Raw genomic sequence first — 16,963 nt, 5'->3', positions numbered from 1 at the left:
TTTCAGAACACCTTGATTAAGAACGAATGAACTGAGCTCGTGATTTTTGGCAGATTTCGTTGCGGAGCGATTAGAGCGTTTAGCTGATTTTTGCTGTTGTACGAGGCGAGTATGAAAGGCTTTTTTGTTTGGTAGCGCTTAAGTTAGTAATCGTGATGCCATTGAATGGCAAATTCAGTGAGTTAGCCATCATCACCATACATAGATTGATTCAGGTGCTTACAGAAGGACACGCCAGTAAGTCGGGGACTAAGCGCGCATCAATTTTCAATAAGAGATTTGATTTGCTTCGTAAGCATAACCACAAACCAAACTAGCGATTGCAAGTCCACAGGAACCTCGGTTAAAGCCTCAAAAGCAAACAATGTTGTTAATCTTAGGAGGACATTTTAAAGTAGCTAAAACCGGACATTATTGCTTTGAGATCTCACTCCTTGGTGCGCATTATATGTGTTATGTTAAATTGTGTATTGCCGTACGCTAAATGCTGTCTGAGTATGCTCCTATTCCCCTGCAGATTTTAAATTTAAGGGCCTTACTGTAAGTATTAAACATAATGGTTATTTACCATAAAATACTTAATATAGATCTTAATAATCTATCGATTGTTAAGATCTATATTAACGCCTTTTTGCTTATTGAAATGACTGTATAGCTTCAAAGATATCTTGTCTTCTAACTGGCTTGGAAATGAATCCGTCCATACCGGCATCCAGGCATTTATCTCGATCGCTTTCTAGCGCATGTGCAGTTAACGCTATAATTGGGGTCCTGAGACCTTTATCTCGAATAAGTCTTGTTGCGGTAATTCCATCCATCACTGGCATCGAGACATCCATGAGAATCAAATCGATTAAATCCTCATTCTCTTCTAAAAATGTTAATGCCTCTGCTCCATGGCTTGCGATATGAACATTATGGCCAAGCTTATTTAAGATAAGCTTTATTACGAACTGATTCGATTCGGTATCTTCTACGACGAGAAGTTCCATTGCTTTTGTCGGTTGATTGGTTTCGATTCTAACTGGACGATTTTGATTACAACGAGTCAAAACTGGAATCGAAATCGTAAAGGTTGAACCAACATGCTCATCACTTTTAACGGCAATCTTTCCACGCATCATTTCGACTAAATGCTTGGTTATTGCGAGCCCCAGTCCTGTACCACCGAAGCGTCTCGTGATGGAACGGTCTCCTTGATGAAATGCCGTAAACAAGTGCTCTTGCTTTGCTTTAGATATACCAATTCCAGTGTCAGATATTGAGATCACAAGTTCAGCATCTTGCTCAGATACAGAAACTTTTACTTCACCTTCGTCTGTAAACTTTATTGCATTCCCTATTAGATTAAACAGAATTTGAGATAACCGCGTGGAGTCAATCCAAAATTGTTTGTCATTAGTGACAGTACAGTTGAGCTTGAATTTAAGATTTTTCTTCTTAGCTATTTGTTTTTGCTGAGAAATAACAAAAGTGACAGTGTCTCTTAAGTTAATCCATTGTTCATTGAGCTGAAAGCGACCTGACTCGATTTTAGAAAGATCAAGAATGTCACTGATTATCGCGAGAAGTAACTCTGCAGAGCACTCCATTTGGCTCAAAGCATCAATTTGTTCTTCTGACAAGGTTGATTGCTTCAGTATATCTAGCATTCCAAGAACGGAATTTAAAGGGGTTCTTATTTCATGACTCATCATCGCTAAGAACTCCGACTTAGACCGGTTCGCAAGCTCTGCTTCTTCTCTTGCTTTAGCGAGCTGAGTTGTTCTTACTTCAACGATACGTTGTAACTTCTCTTTGGTCTCGATATCAATGACCGCCCTTTCAATTAAGGGACGAAACCGCCTCAAGGTTTCCTTATTCTCTATGCTAAAGTGCCCTTTCTGAGCTCCAATAAGTAGGATTACGGTTTGCGTTACTTCTGAACGTATACCAGTTAAAACGACCGAGTTTACATGGCTTTTTATAAAGCTGTTTAAGTTAACAAACTCAGCGAGTTTATCTGGCTCGAACAGTAGAATGCATTCACCATTGAGAGCTCTTTGATAGGTGTTACCGTGTAACCAGGATACATTATCAAATACGCTATTAGTTGATATCAATGTCTTGAAGGGATATCGTTCACCATCACGAGTCAGTACAATAAAATCATCGAAGCTGATGTACTTTTTGAGGACATTGTTTAATCCCGTAAATATCTCATGCCGATTCTTTGCCTCACTCATCGCAGATATCGCGGAAAGAATGGCCTTGTTTTCATCAGCGAGTAGTCGTTCTCTTTGTCTAGCCTGCTTTAGCTCAACTAACGCTTCTTGAAGCGCTTCCTGTTGATATATGTCTAAGTATTTATCTTTCATAAGGTTTATGGAATATAGCCGATGAAATCATCAGGTTTCCATGTCCATTCTCACCACCAATAAATCTACCTTGCTCGCCGAAAGTAAAAGGGCAAATAAAAGGCAAATGTTCTAGTTCTTGGTTAATTTGTTCACAAACGCTATTCATGTCTTGCATTAAGTGCAACATGGGACCTGCGCAAAAGATATTTATCACTCCAATTTTTCGAGACTCTTCTAATTTTTGGTTAAAAGCGGCATTGACGACTTTTGCAGCGCGCGCAACGAGATGCTCACGACTTCCTTTCATTAATGTGAGCTCGTCACCCTCTTCTATTCGTGTAAACAACTCGATTCCACCATCTGGCGTCTCACGGATCGGATGGGATAATTTGTAATATGGGCGATCATAGAGATGACCTGCGATCCGCCCTAATGGATAAGCACTCGAGTTTGTAAACAGCATATTATCTTTACCTACTTGGTTATCCTGGTGATTTGTCCACCTTCTATAAACATTGAGCGCAGGTTCATTATCAATTTCAAGTAAGCATCTATCGTTGATCTTGGTTGCAACACCTTTGATATTAGTTGGTGTATGCCCAGCGCTAAAAGCGATATCAACAGGTTGAGAGGAGTAAAAGAGAGTTAAGCTTAAACCTGAAGTTTGAGAGCCTTGGGCGGTTATCACAGACCATTTCCCAGCGATGTTATTATCAGCGGCCGAACCACCAATAATTGGAATTAGAGTTCCAAATCTTTCATCTATAGACGCAATGATTGATTCCTCTTGCCCTGGTGTAGCATGAAGTAGAATTAAGTTTGGTACCTCTCCTACACGGTTTGCGTTCTCAAGGGCCATATCCAAAGCATTGGTGACGCTGTCACCTGAGTTGTGATTAGAAATACCAGTACCATAAGCATGAGGACCTGTATCATAAACAGCAAGTGCCGCAATTACTGGTCCTGTATGAAAGCCCTGATCTGTCATTACGGCTTGACATGAACTGGCGCCATGAAAAGGCACACCAGGAAAATGCGCAAGAAACGCTTCTCGAATCAACTCGAAATTGTATTCTTCCGTGTAGTAACACATCACGTAAGACAAGTTCTGTTGTGTCAATTCGGACCTGAGCGTTTTTATCGCTGAGTCTTCATCTTTAATATGAGTAAAAACTGATTGGCAATGCATACGATTTTATAATTGGATATCACTCTGCTGTTATACCATTCCAACCAATTTTCTCTAGGTAAGAAGGTGTTAATTTCATTAATAAGTTACGATTATCTCGTGATAGATCGTATTTATAATTGAACTACAACAATGTTTTCACCTTTTTTAAAGGTGATTTTTTTTGATTCAGGCATGATGTCCCATTCTACTGATTTATGCTTTTCGTTGAGATTGATAAAATTACCAGATTGATTTAGATCAATTTTTAGAGTGCTACTTTCTGTCGTTTCGAGCGAAATTCCCATTGAGTCACGATTAATCGTGATTATTTCTCCTTCAATTGTTACATCGCATCGTTCTTTTTGTGAACAGTCAACGCTATTAACACTCTCGTGTGTAAAGGTACGCCAGAAAAATGCGCCTATTAAAACACTGAGCATGATTAAGATTTGTGCAAGTCGCGCCTTTGTTAACTTTTGTGCAGGCATAATTACTAATATCCTTGTTACAAACTTCAAACTTTTTAAATAAAAAATGATTTCCAGAGGTCCAGTAAGGTTACTACCCTGTCATTGAATTGTTAATTCAAGTATAGTGTCACGCTGAAAATGCCACTTTTTATTAAAGTCAGCAATGGAAATAAGGTGATGATAACACTTGAATTCTAGAGTTTACTTGGGTGGTGTTACGACGCAAGTCGTGTTGGAAGTAAAAGTGTAGTTAATTAGAAATTGGAAGCATGCAAATGAGCCAAGTAAAGCAGCTTGAACAAAACTACAACTATACAGTCGTTCGCCAATTTACCCTCGTGACCATTTTATGGGGCATAGTTGGTATGGCTGTTGGTGTTTTGATTGCCGCTCAATTAGTTTGGCCACAGCTAAACTTTGATACGCCGTGGTTGACGTACAGTCGCTTACGTCCACTGCATACTAATGCGGTAATTTTTGCGTTTGGTACCAGTGCTCTGTTCGCAACGTCTTATTATGTTGTACAGCGCACATGTCAAACACGTCTTTTTGGTGGCCCACTCGTTGCCTTCACCTTTTGGGGTTGGCAAGCAATCATCCTGGCAGCAGCCATTACTTTGCCTCTCGGTTTAACATCGGGTAAAGAGTATGCTGAGCTAGAATGGCCTATTGATATCGCAATTGCGCTAGTATGGGTATCATATGCGGTGGTGTTCTTCGGCACACTAGTGAAGCGAAACACGTCACATATTTATGTGGCAAACTGGTTCTTCGGTGCCTTTATTATCACAGTAGCAGTACTTCACATCGTGAACAGCATGGCTATTCCTGTGTCACTTGGTAAATCTTACTCGATTTACTCGGGCGCAGTGGATGCGATGGTTCAGTGGTGGTATGGACACAATGCGGTAGGTTTCCTACTGACCGCTGGTTTCCTAGGTATGATGTACTACTTCGTTCCTAAACAAGCTGAACGTCCTGTTTATTCTTACCGTCTATCTATCGTTCACTTCTGGGCACTTATTTCTCTATATATTTGGGCAGGCCCTCACCACCTTCATTATACAGCGCTACCAGACTGGACTCAGTCTCTAGGTATGGTTATGTCGCTGGTTCTATTTGCTCCTTCTTGGGGTGGTATGATCAACGGTATTATGACGTTATCTGGTGCATGGCATAAGCTTCGTTATGACCCTATCCTACGTTTCCTAATCGTTTCACTGTCGTTCTACGGTATGTCTACCTTTGAAGGCCCGATGATGTCGATTAAGACGGTTAACGCACTTTCTCACTACACAGACTGGACCATTGGTCACGTTCACTCTGGTGCGTTAGGTTGGGTTGCGATGGTTTCTATCGGCTCTGTATATCACTTGGTACCTCGCCTATTTGGCCAAGAGCGTATGTACTCTGTTGGTCTAGTTAATGTGCATTTCTGGCTAGCAACAATCGGTACCGTTCTTTACATCGTTGCGATGTGGATCTCTGGTGTAATGCAAGGTCTTATGTGGCGCGCGGTTAACTCTGACGGTACGCTAACTTACAGTTTTGTTGAATCTGTAGAAGCGTCTTATCCGTTCTACTTTGTACGTTTCCTAGGCGGATTTATCTTCCTATCTGGTATGTTCCTAATGGCATACAACACGTACAAAACGGTAAGTGCACCTAAAGAAAGCCTAAAAGCTATCCCACATCCGGCATAAGGAGATTTAAGAATGAGTAATAATTCTAATAATCGCCATGAAATCTTAGAACGTAATGTCGGTTTGTTGGCTATTTTTATCGTGTTTGCTATCAGTTGGGGTGCTCTTGTAGAGATCACTCCTCTGATTTTCCAAAAGCAAACGACTGAACCTGTAGAAAATCTGCGCGCTTACACTCCTTTGGAGATGGAAGGCCGTGATATCTACATCCGTGAAGGTTGTAACGTCTGTCACAGCCAGATGGTTCGTCCTTTCCGCTCAGAGACTGAACGTTACGGTCACTACTCTGTTGCTGGTGAGAGTGTTTGGGAACACCCATTCCTTTGGGGCTCTAAGCGTACAGGCCCGGATTTAGCTCGTGTTGGTGGTCGTTATTCTGACGAATGGCACCGTGTTCACCTGTTAGATCCTCGTGAGCTTGTACCTGAGTCAAACATGCCAGGTTTCCCGTGGCTAGCTGAAAACGTTTTAGACGGTAAGCTAACTCAGAAGAAACTTGAGCTATTTCGTGATCAGTTCGGCGTTCCATACACTGATGAAGAGATCGCGAATTCGGCTAAAGAAGTAGAAGGTAAAACAGAGATGGATGCAATCATCGCTTACCTTCAGTCTCTTGGTCATGCAATGAAGTAAGGGGATCATATGGATTTCGGTACAATTCATAGTATTTATACCGTTGTACTCTTCGCTAGTTTTATTGGCATCGTATGGTGGGCATTTAGTAAAAAGCGTAAAGCACGCTTTGAAGAAGATGCCAACTTGGTGTTTGCTGACGAAGAACAAAAGACCCCTAATAACCAAGGAGTGAAGAAGTAATGACTACATTCTGGAGTCTCTGGATTATCGTGATTACTGTCGGTACGCTAGTAGGCTGTGCGATTCTCCTGACTTGGTGCGCTAAAGACAAAATGGGCGTCGAGGAAGGGGAAGACATGGGCCACGAGTACGATGGTATTCGCGAGCTAAACAACCCTCTACCAAAGTGGTGGACTTACCTGTTTGTAAGCACATTTGTGTTCGCAGCAGTTTACCTTGCCCTATTCCCAGGTCTAGGTAGCTTCAAGGGCTTTTTAAACTGGCAGAGTTCGGCTCAAACCGTTCGCTCACTAGAAGAGTCAAAAGAAGCCATCGCTGCAGCACAAGAGAACAAGCAACTAAACCAATATGCAAAAGAACTGGATGATGCCGACGCTTACTTCGGCGAAGCATTCCGTAAACTTGCGCACAATGACAGTGGTCTACGCCCAATTCCTGAAATTGCGCAAGATCCTGAAGCATTAAAAGTTGGTCAGCGTTTGTTTTTGCAAAACTGTTCTCAATGCCATGGCTCTGATGCACGTGGTCAGAAAGGCTTCCCTAACCTGACTGATGATGCATGGCTATATGGTGGCGAGCCAGCAGCGATCGTTACAACCATCATGCACGGCCGTATTGGTCAAATGCCAGCATGGAAAGATGCCCTTGGTGAGCAAGGTGTTCAAGAAGTTGTAAGTTACACACTTAGTCTATCTGGTCGTAAAGTAAATGCTCGTGAAGCCGCGGCAGGTAAAGCACGCTTCGTAGTGTGTGCTGCTTGTCATGGTACCGATGGTAAGGGTAACCCTGCAGTCGGTGCGCCTGACCTTACAGACCAAGACTGGTTATTTGGTGACTCTCGTGCAGCTGTAACAGAAACCGTAATGAACGGACGCTCAGGCGTAATGCCTGCGTGGAAAGACATTTTGGGTGAAGATAAAGTTCAGCTCGTTGCCTCATATGTCTGGAGTTTAAGTAACTCAGAGAGTAAGTAACTGAGATATTACGTAACATAGCAATAACAGCCCCTTTCATAGGGGCTGTCTTTCCTTTAAATTTAACGCCTTACATTTTTTCATTTAGCTGTTGAGAACTTTTTTATGGTAAAGCCTTGGTATAAACAATTTTGGCCGTGGTTCCTAATCATCCTTCCTCTTACTGTCGTAGTTTGGACTGTGATTACTGTGGTCGTTTTCTCGAACAACTCTGTTTCTTTAGTCGCCGAGGATTACTATAAAAAAGGCAAAGGCATTAATATCGACATTAGTAAAATGAATGTCGCTCGTGACCTAGGTCTTAACGCTGAGATTTCCTCTGAAAATAACAATGTTGTGATTGTTTTCGCTAAAGGGAAGCTACCTCATTACCCTGCTCTAACGGCCACTTTCACTCATCGTACTCTTCCTGATCGTGACTTCACAAAGCTTGTAACAGCGGATGCATCTGGTAATTACCGACTAAAAGCTGAGGAATCTATTCAAGGACCATGGTTTGTTGAACTACAACCACACGACAAGCAATGGATGATCCAAGGTAAAGTTGAGTTTCCTGCCTCTTCAACACCGTTAATGAAGTAAGCATATGTGTAAATCCTGTTATCACTGCGGTGAAGATGTACCAGCCAACACGGATTTCAAAGTAGAAATATTGGGTGAAATTCGCGACATGTGTTGTCCGGGCTGCGAAACTGTGGCGCAGACTATTGTCGATAGTGGTCTTGTATCATATTACCAATACCGCACTGCGCCTGCAGAAAAGGCAGATCTAGTACCAGAGCAACTCCAAGCTTTAATTCATTATGACAATGCGGATGTACAATCTGAATTCGTACGAAATCGCGAAAATGTTTCTGAAGTAACCCTTTCTTTGGAAGGCGTTTCATGTGCCGCTTGTGCGTGGTTAATCGAAAAGCAAGTTTCTAATACGGCCGGGTTGGTATCTATCCGTGTTAATACAACCACCAATCGAGCGTTACTAGCCTGGGATAAAACTCAGGTACGGTTAAGCGAGCTCCTTTCCGTTATTCATAAACTTGGTTACAAAGCTGCACCTTTTGAAGCAGATAAGCAAGAAGCCTCTTACCATCGAATGATGAAGCAATATCTATATCGGCTAGGTATTGCAGGTTTAGCAACCATGCAGGTCATGATGCTCGCCGTTGCACTGTATCTCGAAGTCTTTGGTGATTTAGAGCCAGAGTTTAAAAGTTACTTTCGTTGGGTAAGTTTGATTTTTGCTACTCCTGTTTTGCTTTATTCCGCTCTTCCATTTTACTTAAACGCATGGCGCAGTATCAAAGGCCGAACCCTTGGTATGGATGTCCCGGTTTCTATCGCGTTGATCTTTGCCTATGTTGCAAGTTTAGTTGCAACAGTAACTGAACAAGGCGAAGTCTTCTTTGAATCTATCTCGATGTTTACCTTCTTTTTGTTAGTAGGTCGATTCTTAGAGATGCGCGCTCGTCGCAAAGCTGCTGCTGCGAGTGGTAACCTTCTTAAGTTGATTCCTGCAATTGCTACAACGCTGGACGGTGATCAGATACCCGTGAAGACGCTAAAAGTTGGCGATCGTATTCGCGTTCTACCTGGTGAACATATCCCCGCTGACGGTAAAGTTATTTCAGGCCGTATTCATATTGATGAATCCATGTTAACGGGTGAGTCAGTGCACGTTGTGAAACGAGAAGGCGATGTCGTCTATGCGGGAACGCTAAACGGAGACGAATCATTTGAACTTGAGGTAGTAAGCTCAAAGGCCGATTCAATGATTTCTAACATCGTGCGTTTACAAGATGAAGCTCAACACTCCAAACCTAAAATTGCGGAAATTGCAGACATTGTCGCCCGTTACTTTGTTGGTGTGATTCTTATTATCTCTGCTGGTACTTGGTTTTACTGGCATCAAACAAAACCAGATGATGCGTTTTGGATCATGCTGTCTGTGTTAGTCGCTACATGCCCATGTGCGCTATCTCTGGCTACTCCGACCGCTCTCACTTGTGCTACCTCTAGAATGGGTAATTTTGGCATTTTGCTTCGTAAAGGCCATGTGTTTGAGACACTATGTAAGATCAACCACTTAGTTGTAGATAAAACAGGCACTCTAACGAAAGGTGATATTGAGATCTGTGAAACAAAGGTACTTAGTGATCTCCCACAGAAAGATTGTCTATCACTAGCTGCAGCTTTAGAGGCTCATGCAAACCACCCTATCGCTCGTTCTTTTGCAACTTACACCAATGATGACTTTATCGTGTCTGACGTGCAAAACGTGATTGGTTCAGGGATTGAGGGTATGTGGAATGGCAAAATCGTTAAGATAGGTAGTGCTGCTTTTGTTCAAGGCAAAGAAAGTGGTGAAAGCCAGGCGGTCTATCTGTCGGTTGGTGGCAAGCATGTCGCTAGCTTTTACTACCGCGACCCTATCCGAAAAGAAAGCAAAGCCTTTATTCAACGTTTTGCTGACGCTGGAATTAAGACAACCCTGCTAACTGGTGATTCTCTCTCAAACGCCCAACCAGTGGCGAATGAAATTGGTATCGATCACATCGTCGCGTCAGCAAAGCCAGAAGATAAGCTTGCATACCTTAAGAGCTTGGACGAAAACAGTATCACTATGATGGTTGGTGATGGAATCAATGACGCGCCGACTCTCGCCGGAGCTCACCTTTCTGTCGCAATGGGCGGTGGTACAGATGTCGCTAAAGCTTCTGCAGATATGACGTTACTTGGGGATAATCTCGAAAAGCTACTAGAAGCACGTTTGCTTGCACTGCGTACAAGAAAGATTATTCGAGAAAACTTGGCTTGGTCTTTGGGTTACAACCTGTTAATTTTGCCTTTGGCGGTCGCAGGTTTAGTGGCTCCCTACATTGCAGTAGTTGGCATGTCTGCAAGCTCAATTATCGTTGTATCTAACTCTTTGCGCCTGCTCAAAGAGAAATAAGTAGAGAAAGCAAACATGGAAAGTCTTTATATATTGATTCCCATCGCTATCGTTCTCGTTTGTGTTGCTGTCGCCGTTTTTCTTTGGGCGGTAAGAAGCGATCAGTTTGAAGATCTTGAACGGCAAGGGCACAACATTCTTCTCGACGAAGAAAACCAATCTAATAGTGATAAAAAGTAGCGACCTTTATGACTCCTGATTTTATCGGTGCGTTGATGATCGGCTTAGTAGGAGCCGGTCATTGTATGGGTATGTGTGGTGGTATCGCGTCTCTACTTACCATGGGCTCTTCTGCTAAAAATAAAACTACCCCTCTTATCCCCCTCTTCTACAACCTCGGACGATTGATCAGTTATACCTTAATAGGTGCATTAGTGGGTGGTGCTATATCAGGTTTATCTGAGCTTAGTGGGTTAACGCACTCTCTTGCTTGGTTAAGGCTGATTGCTGCGTTATTCATGATCCTGGTCGCGCTGTATATTGCTAAATGGTGGCAAGGCTTACTTTTAATAGAAAAGCTAGGGCAGTATATCTGGCGCTTTATCTCGCCGGCAGGGAAGAATCTGTTGCCACTAAAGCATCCTCTTCACGCGTTGCCATTTGGCTTTATTTGGGGTTGGTTACCATGTGGCTTAGTTTATTCAGCGCTTACTTGGTCGGCGGTTTCTGGTAGTGCGATGAACGGCGGCCTAATTATGCTTGCGTTTGGGCTCGGAACGCTACCTGCAATGCTTATTATTGGATACGGTGCCCATCATTTTCAGAAATTACAAAAATCATTAATATTTAGAAATATTTCAGCATTAATCCTTATTGGCTATGGTACGTATACCGCTGTAGGAGCCTTAGCGTTACTCGGTTTCATATAACGTTAAACTCTATTGAGGTGACATTTTTGCTACCCTTTAGGATTAAGCGATGCTAAAATATTGATGTATATCAAATAGTGAAAGGTTGTTATGATTTCTGAAAAACCTGCAACAAAGCGTATCCAATCAGGCGGTTGCGCCATTCATTGCCAAGATTGTAGCATTAGTCAACTGTGTATCCCGTTCACTCTAAATGAGGCAGAACTTGATCAGCTTGACCAAATCATCGAACGTAAGAAGCCTATTCAAAAAGGACAAGAGCTTTTTAAGGCCGGTGATGAGCTAAAATCGCTATACGCTATCCGCTCTGGTACCATCAAGAGCTATACGATCACAGAGCAAGGTGATGAGCAAATCACAGCGTTTCACTTAGCTGGAGACTTAGTCGGTTTCGATGCTATCACTGGTGACTCCCACCCTAGCTTTGCTCAAGCACTCGAAACGTCGATGGTATGTGAAATCCCATACGAAATTTTAGACGATCTATCGGGTAAAATGCCTAAGCTTCGCCAGCAAATCATGCGTTTGATGAGTAACGAAATTAAAGGTGATCAGGAAATGATTTTGCTTCTTTCTAAAAAGAACGCAGAAGAGCGACTAGCTGCTTTCCTTTACAACCTATCAACGCGTTTTTCTCAGCGTGGATTCAGCCCTAGAGAGTTTCGTTTAACTATGACTCGTGGTGATATTGGCAACTACCTTGGTCTTACAGTCGAAACGATCAGTCGTTTGTTAGGTCGTTTCCAGAAATCTGAGATCCTAAGCGTAAAAGGTAAATATATCACTATCTTAGACCACGATGCATTGATGGAACTTGCTGGTGTAACTAAAGAATAATACACCCTAATTATTGATGTAGCTCGAAAATGAGCTACATCATATTTCTCATAAATTCCTTTCGAAAGTCCTCAAAAAGTTCTCCAAACTAAGCTACAGTAAAAATGTACGGTGAGTACTCCAAAATACTGATTTAATTTACATTCAGTATCTGGTTTTGCAATAGAAGTGGGCTTAGTTATGAGTATATACAGTAAGATCCTTGTTGTAGCTGACATCAATAATGATGAGCAGCCCGCACTTGCAAGAGCTGTTCAATTAGCTCAGAAAAGTGTATCTAGAAGCCGAATCACTTTCTTTTTATCCATTTACGATTTCTCGTATGACATGACGTCAATGCTATCAGTGGATGAAAGAGATGCTATGCGTCGAGGTGTCATTCATCAGCGTGAGCAGTGGATGCGTAAAATTGCTCAACCATACCTAAACGATGGCTTCGACTTTGATGTTTGTGTTGTCTGGCACAACCGCCCTTATGAGGCGATTATTGCTGAAGTCTATGCAGGCAATCATGACCTAGTCATCAAAGGCACACGTAAGCATGATGTTTTAGAGTCTGTCATTTTCACACCGACAGATTGGCACTTGTTGCGAAAATGCCCTATTCCAGTGCTTCTTATTAAGAATGCTGCTTGGCCGGAACAAGCAAGTATCCTTGCCTCAGTACATGTGGGCTCAGAAAACCCGACTCATATTGATCTCAACGATACGATGGTCGAGCGATTAAAAGAAATCACCACTCGGCTTGAGGCCAAGCCATATCTTGTTAACGCCTACCCCGTTACACCGGCGAACATTACGATTGAACTTCCTGAATTTGACCCAACGACTTATACCGATGCGGTGCGAGGTCATCATTTAACGGCTATGAAAGCACTACGCCAAAAACATGGTCTTGATGAAGAACAAACGATAGTTGAGCAAGGTTTACCTGAAGATGTCATTCCGGCAGCTGCAGAGCGCTTGAACGCAGCAATGGTTATTTTAGGTACCACAGGGCGAACAGGGCTTTCTGCTGTCTTTATTGGTAATACAGCGGAGCATGTAATTGATAAAATAAATTGCGATGTGTTGGCTCTAAAACCAAAAGGCTACATTAGTCCTCTCGATCCAAATACAGCAACCTAATCTCTCTTTAGTATTGTTATGTATTGAGCGCTTTCAAATAAGCGCTAATAAATCCCCCCAATACAGGGGGATTTTTGTTTGGGAACAGTTAAAGCATTGGGTACAAAAAAGGAGGTCTAATTGACCTCCTTTTTTACGAGTTAGATGTTCGTAACATCGATGAACATTGATTCATCAATATTCGTCGAAGAAACGACAGCCTCATTAAATTCATACTCTTCGCGGTTACCTTCACGATCTAGCGGTAAGTTAACAAAGTCGAACAATTCGCGGTCTGCTAGTTGGCTTGGGCTTACGTTTTGAATTGATTTAAAAATTGCTTCCACACGCCCTGGCGTCTTCTTATCCCATTCAATCAACATTGCTTTTATAGATTGACGCTGAAGGTTCTCTTGAGAGCCACAAAGGTTACACGGAATTATTGGGAAATCCTTGTGCTCAGCGTATTTGATCAAATCTTTTTCACGACAGTAAGTCAATGGACGAATGACCACGTTACGACCATCATCAGAGCGTAGCTTTGGTGGCATCGCTTTAAGGCGAGAGCCGTGGAACATGTTCAAGAACATTGTTTCGACGATGTCATCCATGTGATGACCTAGCGCAAGCTTAGTTGCACCAATCTTCTCTGCAAATGAATACAGCGTACCACGTCGCAGGCGTGAACAAAGACCACAAGTGGTTTTGCCTTCTGGTACCTTCTCTTTTACGACGGAATACGTGTCCTTATCGACAATATAGTAAGGGATATTCAGTGTTTCGAAATACTCTGGCAGAATGTGCTCAGGGAAGCCCGGTTGTTTTTGGTCTAGGTTTACTGCAACCACTTCAAATTTGATTGGCGCAGCTTTTTGAAGATTCAACAGGATATCAAGCATCGCGAATGAATCTTTACCACCGCTAATACATGCCATCACAACATCGCCTTCTTCGATCATGTTGTAATCAGTAATGGCATTTCCAACATGTCTTCTCAGGCGTTTCTGAAGCTTGTTGAATTCTAGGGTTTCTTTTCTTGTATCTATTTGGTTCATTGCGGGCTCTCACATCGCCGATAAATCGACTAGGACTTCCTAACATGGGTTTCTTTGGGGCGTGGATTATACGAGCTTTTTACACAGGATTAAATGCTTGTCTTATTGAGTCTTTAAGAAAAGAGTGTGAAAGATACTTTAGTTACGGTCACAAATGAAAAAAGAGCTGCGATTGCAGCCCTTTCTAAACGTTCAGTGTTCATTTCTTTGCGTTAGGTAGATAAGGTAACACTCGCATCGTCGGTTCTGGTAGTGTCATTGTGCCACCTTGCCCTATTTCACTTAGTGCGACTTGTATCTTGCCATTGACAATTGGCTTTTCGGTTCCGTTTGAGAAAATCACTTTATCATTCAGTTGATTTGCAAACTCCATCGTCACACCTTGAACCTCCGGTGTAAACCAACCCGCAAACATACCGCCTAAATCTTCCAGCATCGTCTGCATTTGAGGTAGAAGAGGCTTAAGTTGGTCGTAAGAAACGTTACCCTGTAATGGTTCTTTGGTCATCACGACAAGTGAGTAATCGCAACGTGTATCTTTTGGGGTATCGACAAAAACCAACGGATTCGCTGACTTTAAGTTTTTATCAACAGGTAAAGGCAACTCTTGTGAAGCAGGGATAACAAACTCTTCATAGTGCTCTTCTTTTTCCATCCAAGCTTTTTCTATCATACAAATTTGTTTAGTTTTTGCGTCCACAAAAAAGACACCAACTTTCACATCGTCATGCCCTTCTTTATTGTTGTTTTTTAGTTGAGTATATAACTTTGAGTACGTGAACATGTACTCTTGAGCTTGGGTTATCGGCGATGCAAGAATTAGCGCCGCACTTCCCAACAGACTTAGGCTTAACTTTTTCATTTTATCCGTTATTTTATTGCGTCCAGTAGGCGTTGTTATGACGAATCATAGCGCGAAGATCGTGTACATAGGCGATGCCACGTTCAGAATAGGCTAGCAACCCATGCGTTAACTCTGACGCGGTTGCGACCGTTAACAAGCCCTTGTTCTTTTCAGCCAGAGATGTTCTGATTTCACGCAGGTCTGCATACGCTGGGTTTCGATTAACGTTCATAAAGTAGCCATGAACAGACTGTTGTACAGAATCGAATTTTTCAACTTCATGAACTTTGTTAGCGCCACGTTGCGCTGGAACAATTCCACAGCCCTTTTTATAACACCATTGGCCGAACAAGTTGTTTGCTTGAGTAGCAAAACGAGAAGTGCCCCACGCAGATTCATTTGCCGCTTGAGTTAGAACCAAGGCTTCAGGTAAGACGTTCACTCGCACAAGCATCTCATCTAGCCACGTTTGATCAATCTTATCGTTACTCAAGGGCAACGAATACAGAGATGATAACCGCTGAGCATACTCTTGTTGTTCTTGCGTCACTTGTCCCACCTTTAAAGAGGTAAGAAAGGCCCGCTCATGACGAATTCGTTGATTCTCAAGAGCAATTTTAGGCCTTAAAAAATCAAAAAAAGCAGCTTTTTTCTCTTTCGTATCTTTTATTGAATTGAAGTCTGGGATATCACCGATGTATGGCAAGTGTGATAAATCGACATGCTTAATCTTGCCAGAGAGTACGTCAGGATTTTCCACATATTTAAACTGTTTCTCGTAGTGTAAATATGGGCCTATAGAAATAAAAGTGGCGGCTATACAGGTTGCCGCCACTCGTAAACTTATTGATTTCAAAGAATTAGGCATCAAACACCTGTGAGTTACCATCGTGATCATTATCGTTTTTCTGTGTTGTAACGATCTTAAGCTTAATTCCAAACATTTCGCGGTAGAGTATGCCTTTCAAATGGAAGAAGAATGGCAGCACAAAAATCAAGCCAATACCGTAGAACATTGCTGCAATAATAAACATTAACATCACGCCTAAGTAAAGCCCCGCGACCACAAAAATCTTCTTGTTGATTGCGCGAAGTGATAACAGCAACGCTTGCATTGGTGGCACCCTTTTCTCACAAATCAACAAAATAGAGTGACTAAATGCCAAGGAAAGATACAGCGACAGTAAAGGAAAAATCATACCAACCACACCTTGTAGCATTAAGCTCATGAGCGTTGCTAGAATAACAGGAATGGTGAACTGCAACCCCTTTCCAACATGGCGCAACTTAGTCTTTAGGCCAGCGATATGACTCATAGCCATCAAGCTGATCCCCGCATAAATTGGGGCGCTAATCACCTCATAACTGAAATTCGCGACATAAATAGAAGACACAATATCGTTTGTGAACGACTCTGGGTTCTCAAACGCATCAAGAATAACGGTCAAATCGCCCAACTGCAGTTTTAATGCAATATAGAAAATACCTAACTGGACAAAAAGCAATACAATAATGGCAGGAGAAAATGATAAAAAGTGCTGGATGGTTGCTCGCCAAGCTTCGTTAAAAACCGCGCCAGCTTTAAGCTCGTAGTTGCCAGACAAAGCTCGCTCTACACTCCCCCCAAGATTGAAATCTTTCTCAAAATCGTCGTTCATAGTTTATCCAAGACTAACTTGTAAAATTTTGACTGGAATTCCAGTCAATTAATGTAATCGTCATTATAAAGAAATCTTTCCACATCTAACATCACAACTCACCTACAATCCTTGCAATCTCAACTGTATGGTTGATAATTAACCACTTTCAAGGTCATGAAATTGAAACA

Annotated in this window: 17 protein-coding genes; 10 read left to right on the top strand and 7 right to left on the bottom strand. The window is 42.2% G+C overall.

The window, feature by feature from the left end:
• Positions 1–635: 635 nt before the first annotated feature.
• From R7Z10_RS08155 to R7Z10_RS08145, 3 genes are all read right to left on the bottom strand, one after another.
• On the bottom strand, positions 636–2,357 hold the full coding sequence (locus R7Z10_RS08155; RefSeq protein WP_054574154.1) for an ATP-binding protein: 1,722 nt from the start codon (positions 2,355–2,357) through the stop codon (positions 636–638).
• On the bottom strand, positions 2,347–3,528 hold the full coding sequence (locus tag R7Z10_RS08150) for an FIST N-terminal domain-containing protein (protein WP_318104588.1): 1,182 nt from the start codon (positions 3,526–3,528) through the stop codon (positions 2,347–2,349). The genes R7Z10_RS08155 and R7Z10_RS08150 overlap by 11 nt, the downstream gene beginning before the upstream one ends.
• Positions 3,529–3,641: 113 nt before the next feature.
• Positions 3,642–3,998, bottom strand: coding sequence for a hypothetical protein (locus R7Z10_RS08145; RefSeq protein WP_005377473.1), 357 nt, complete (start codon positions 3,996–3,998; stop codon positions 3,642–3,644).
• A gap of 257 nt (positions 3,999–4,255) precedes the next feature.
• On the opposite strand from R7Z10_RS08145, the gene ccoN reads away from it, so the two are divergent.
• From ccoN to uspE, 10 genes are all read left to right on the top strand, one after another.
• Entirely contained in the window at positions 4,256–5,683 is a 1,428-nt protein-coding gene (gene ccoN, locus R7Z10_RS08140) for a cytochrome-c oxidase, cbb3-type subunit I (protein ID WP_005396488.1), read from the top strand.
• 12 nt (positions 5,684–5,695) lie between these two features.
• Entirely contained in the window at positions 5,696–6,316 is a 621-nt protein-coding gene (gene ccoO, locus R7Z10_RS08135) for a cytochrome-c oxidase, cbb3-type subunit II (RefSeq protein WP_005377475.1), read from the top strand.
• Between the two features lie 9 nt (positions 6,317–6,325).
• Positions 6,326–6,499: a CcoQ/FixQ family Cbb3-type cytochrome c oxidase assembly chaperone gene (locus tag R7Z10_RS08130; RefSeq protein ID WP_005377485.1), complete on the top strand. Its 174-nt coding sequence runs from the start codon at positions 6,326–6,328 to the stop codon at positions 6,497–6,499.
• Positions 6,499–7,473 carry a cytochrome-c oxidase, cbb3-type subunit III gene (ccoP, locus tag R7Z10_RS08125; protein WP_005377487.1) on the top strand — a complete coding sequence of 325 codons (975 nt, stop codon included), beginning with the start codon at positions 6,499–6,501 and terminating at the stop codon, positions 7,471–7,473. The genes R7Z10_RS08130 and ccoP overlap by 1 nt, the downstream gene beginning before the upstream one ends.
• Before the next feature lie 105 nt (positions 7,474–7,578).
• Positions 7,579–8,055, top strand: coding sequence for a FixH family protein (locus R7Z10_RS08120; protein WP_005377489.1), 477 nt, complete (start codon positions 7,579–7,581; stop codon positions 8,053–8,055).
• Positions 8,056–8,059: 4 nt separating this feature from the next.
• Positions 8,060–10,423 (top strand): heavy metal translocating P-type ATPase metal-binding domain-containing protein, encoded by a 2,364-nt coding sequence (locus tag R7Z10_RS08115; RefSeq protein ID WP_171346169.1) that lies wholly within the window; start codon positions 8,060–8,062, stop codon positions 10,421–10,423.
• 15 nt (positions 10,424–10,438) lie between these two features.
• On the top strand, positions 10,439–10,603 hold the full coding sequence (gene ccoS / locus R7Z10_RS08110; protein ID WP_318104586.1) for a cbb3-type cytochrome oxidase assembly protein CcoS: 165 nt from the start codon (positions 10,439–10,441) through the stop codon (positions 10,601–10,603).
• Positions 10,604–10,611: 8 nt separating this feature from the next.
• Positions 10,612–11,292 carry a sulfite exporter TauE/SafE family protein gene (locus tag R7Z10_RS08105; RefSeq protein WP_226084294.1) on the top strand — a complete coding sequence of 227 codons (681 nt, stop codon included), beginning with the start codon at positions 10,612–10,614 and terminating at the stop codon, positions 11,290–11,292.
• 90 nt (positions 11,293–11,382) lie between these two features.
• Positions 11,383–12,129, top strand: coding sequence for an FNR family transcription factor (locus tag R7Z10_RS08100; RefSeq protein WP_005377497.1), 747 nt, complete (start codon positions 11,383–11,385; stop codon positions 12,127–12,129).
• 180 nt (positions 12,130–12,309) lie between these two features.
• Positions 12,310–13,257, top strand: coding sequence for a universal stress protein UspE (gene uspE, locus R7Z10_RS08095; RefSeq protein ID WP_005377500.1), 948 nt, complete (start codon positions 12,310–12,312; stop codon positions 13,255–13,257).
• Positions 13,258–13,397: 140 nt separating this feature from the next.
• Here the strand turns inward: uspE and ttcA are convergent, their stop codons facing one another.
• The 4 genes from ttcA to R7Z10_RS08075 all read right to left on the bottom strand — a co-directional run bounded on the left by ttcA (position 13,398) and on the right by R7Z10_RS08075 (position 16,793).
• Positions 13,398–14,291 (bottom strand): tRNA 2-thiocytidine(32) synthetase TtcA, encoded by an 894-nt coding sequence (gene ttcA / locus R7Z10_RS08090; RefSeq protein WP_005377502.1) that lies wholly within the window; start codon positions 14,289–14,291, stop codon positions 13,398–13,400.
• Positions 14,292–14,490: 199 nt separating this feature from the next.
• On the bottom strand, positions 14,491–15,153 hold the full coding sequence (locus tag R7Z10_RS08085) for a DUF2987 domain-containing protein (RefSeq protein ID WP_025766641.1): 663 nt from the start codon (positions 15,151–15,153) through the stop codon (positions 14,491–14,493).
• Positions 15,154–15,166: 13 nt separating this feature from the next.
• Entirely contained in the window at positions 15,167–16,003 is an 837-nt protein-coding gene (locus R7Z10_RS08080) for a glucosaminidase domain-containing protein (protein WP_025766642.1), read from the bottom strand.
• A complete protein-coding gene (locus tag R7Z10_RS08075; RefSeq protein WP_170893783.1) occupies positions 15,996–16,793 on the bottom strand; it encodes a hypothetical protein in 798 nt (265 codons plus the stop codon). Before R7Z10_RS08075 ends, R7Z10_RS08080 begins: the two co-directional genes overlap by 8 nt.
• Positions 16,794–16,963: the final 170 nt, after the last annotated feature.

Origin of the sequence: Vibrio sp. Vb1018 (assembly GCF_033338775.1) — a bacterium.
Taxonomy (GTDB): Bacteria; Pseudomonadota; Gammaproteobacteria; order Enterobacterales; family Vibrionaceae; genus Vibrio; species Vibrio alginolyticus.
The sequence above is the reverse complement of the archived record's forward strand: the minus strand, read 5'-3'. Positions and strand labels throughout refer to the sequence as shown.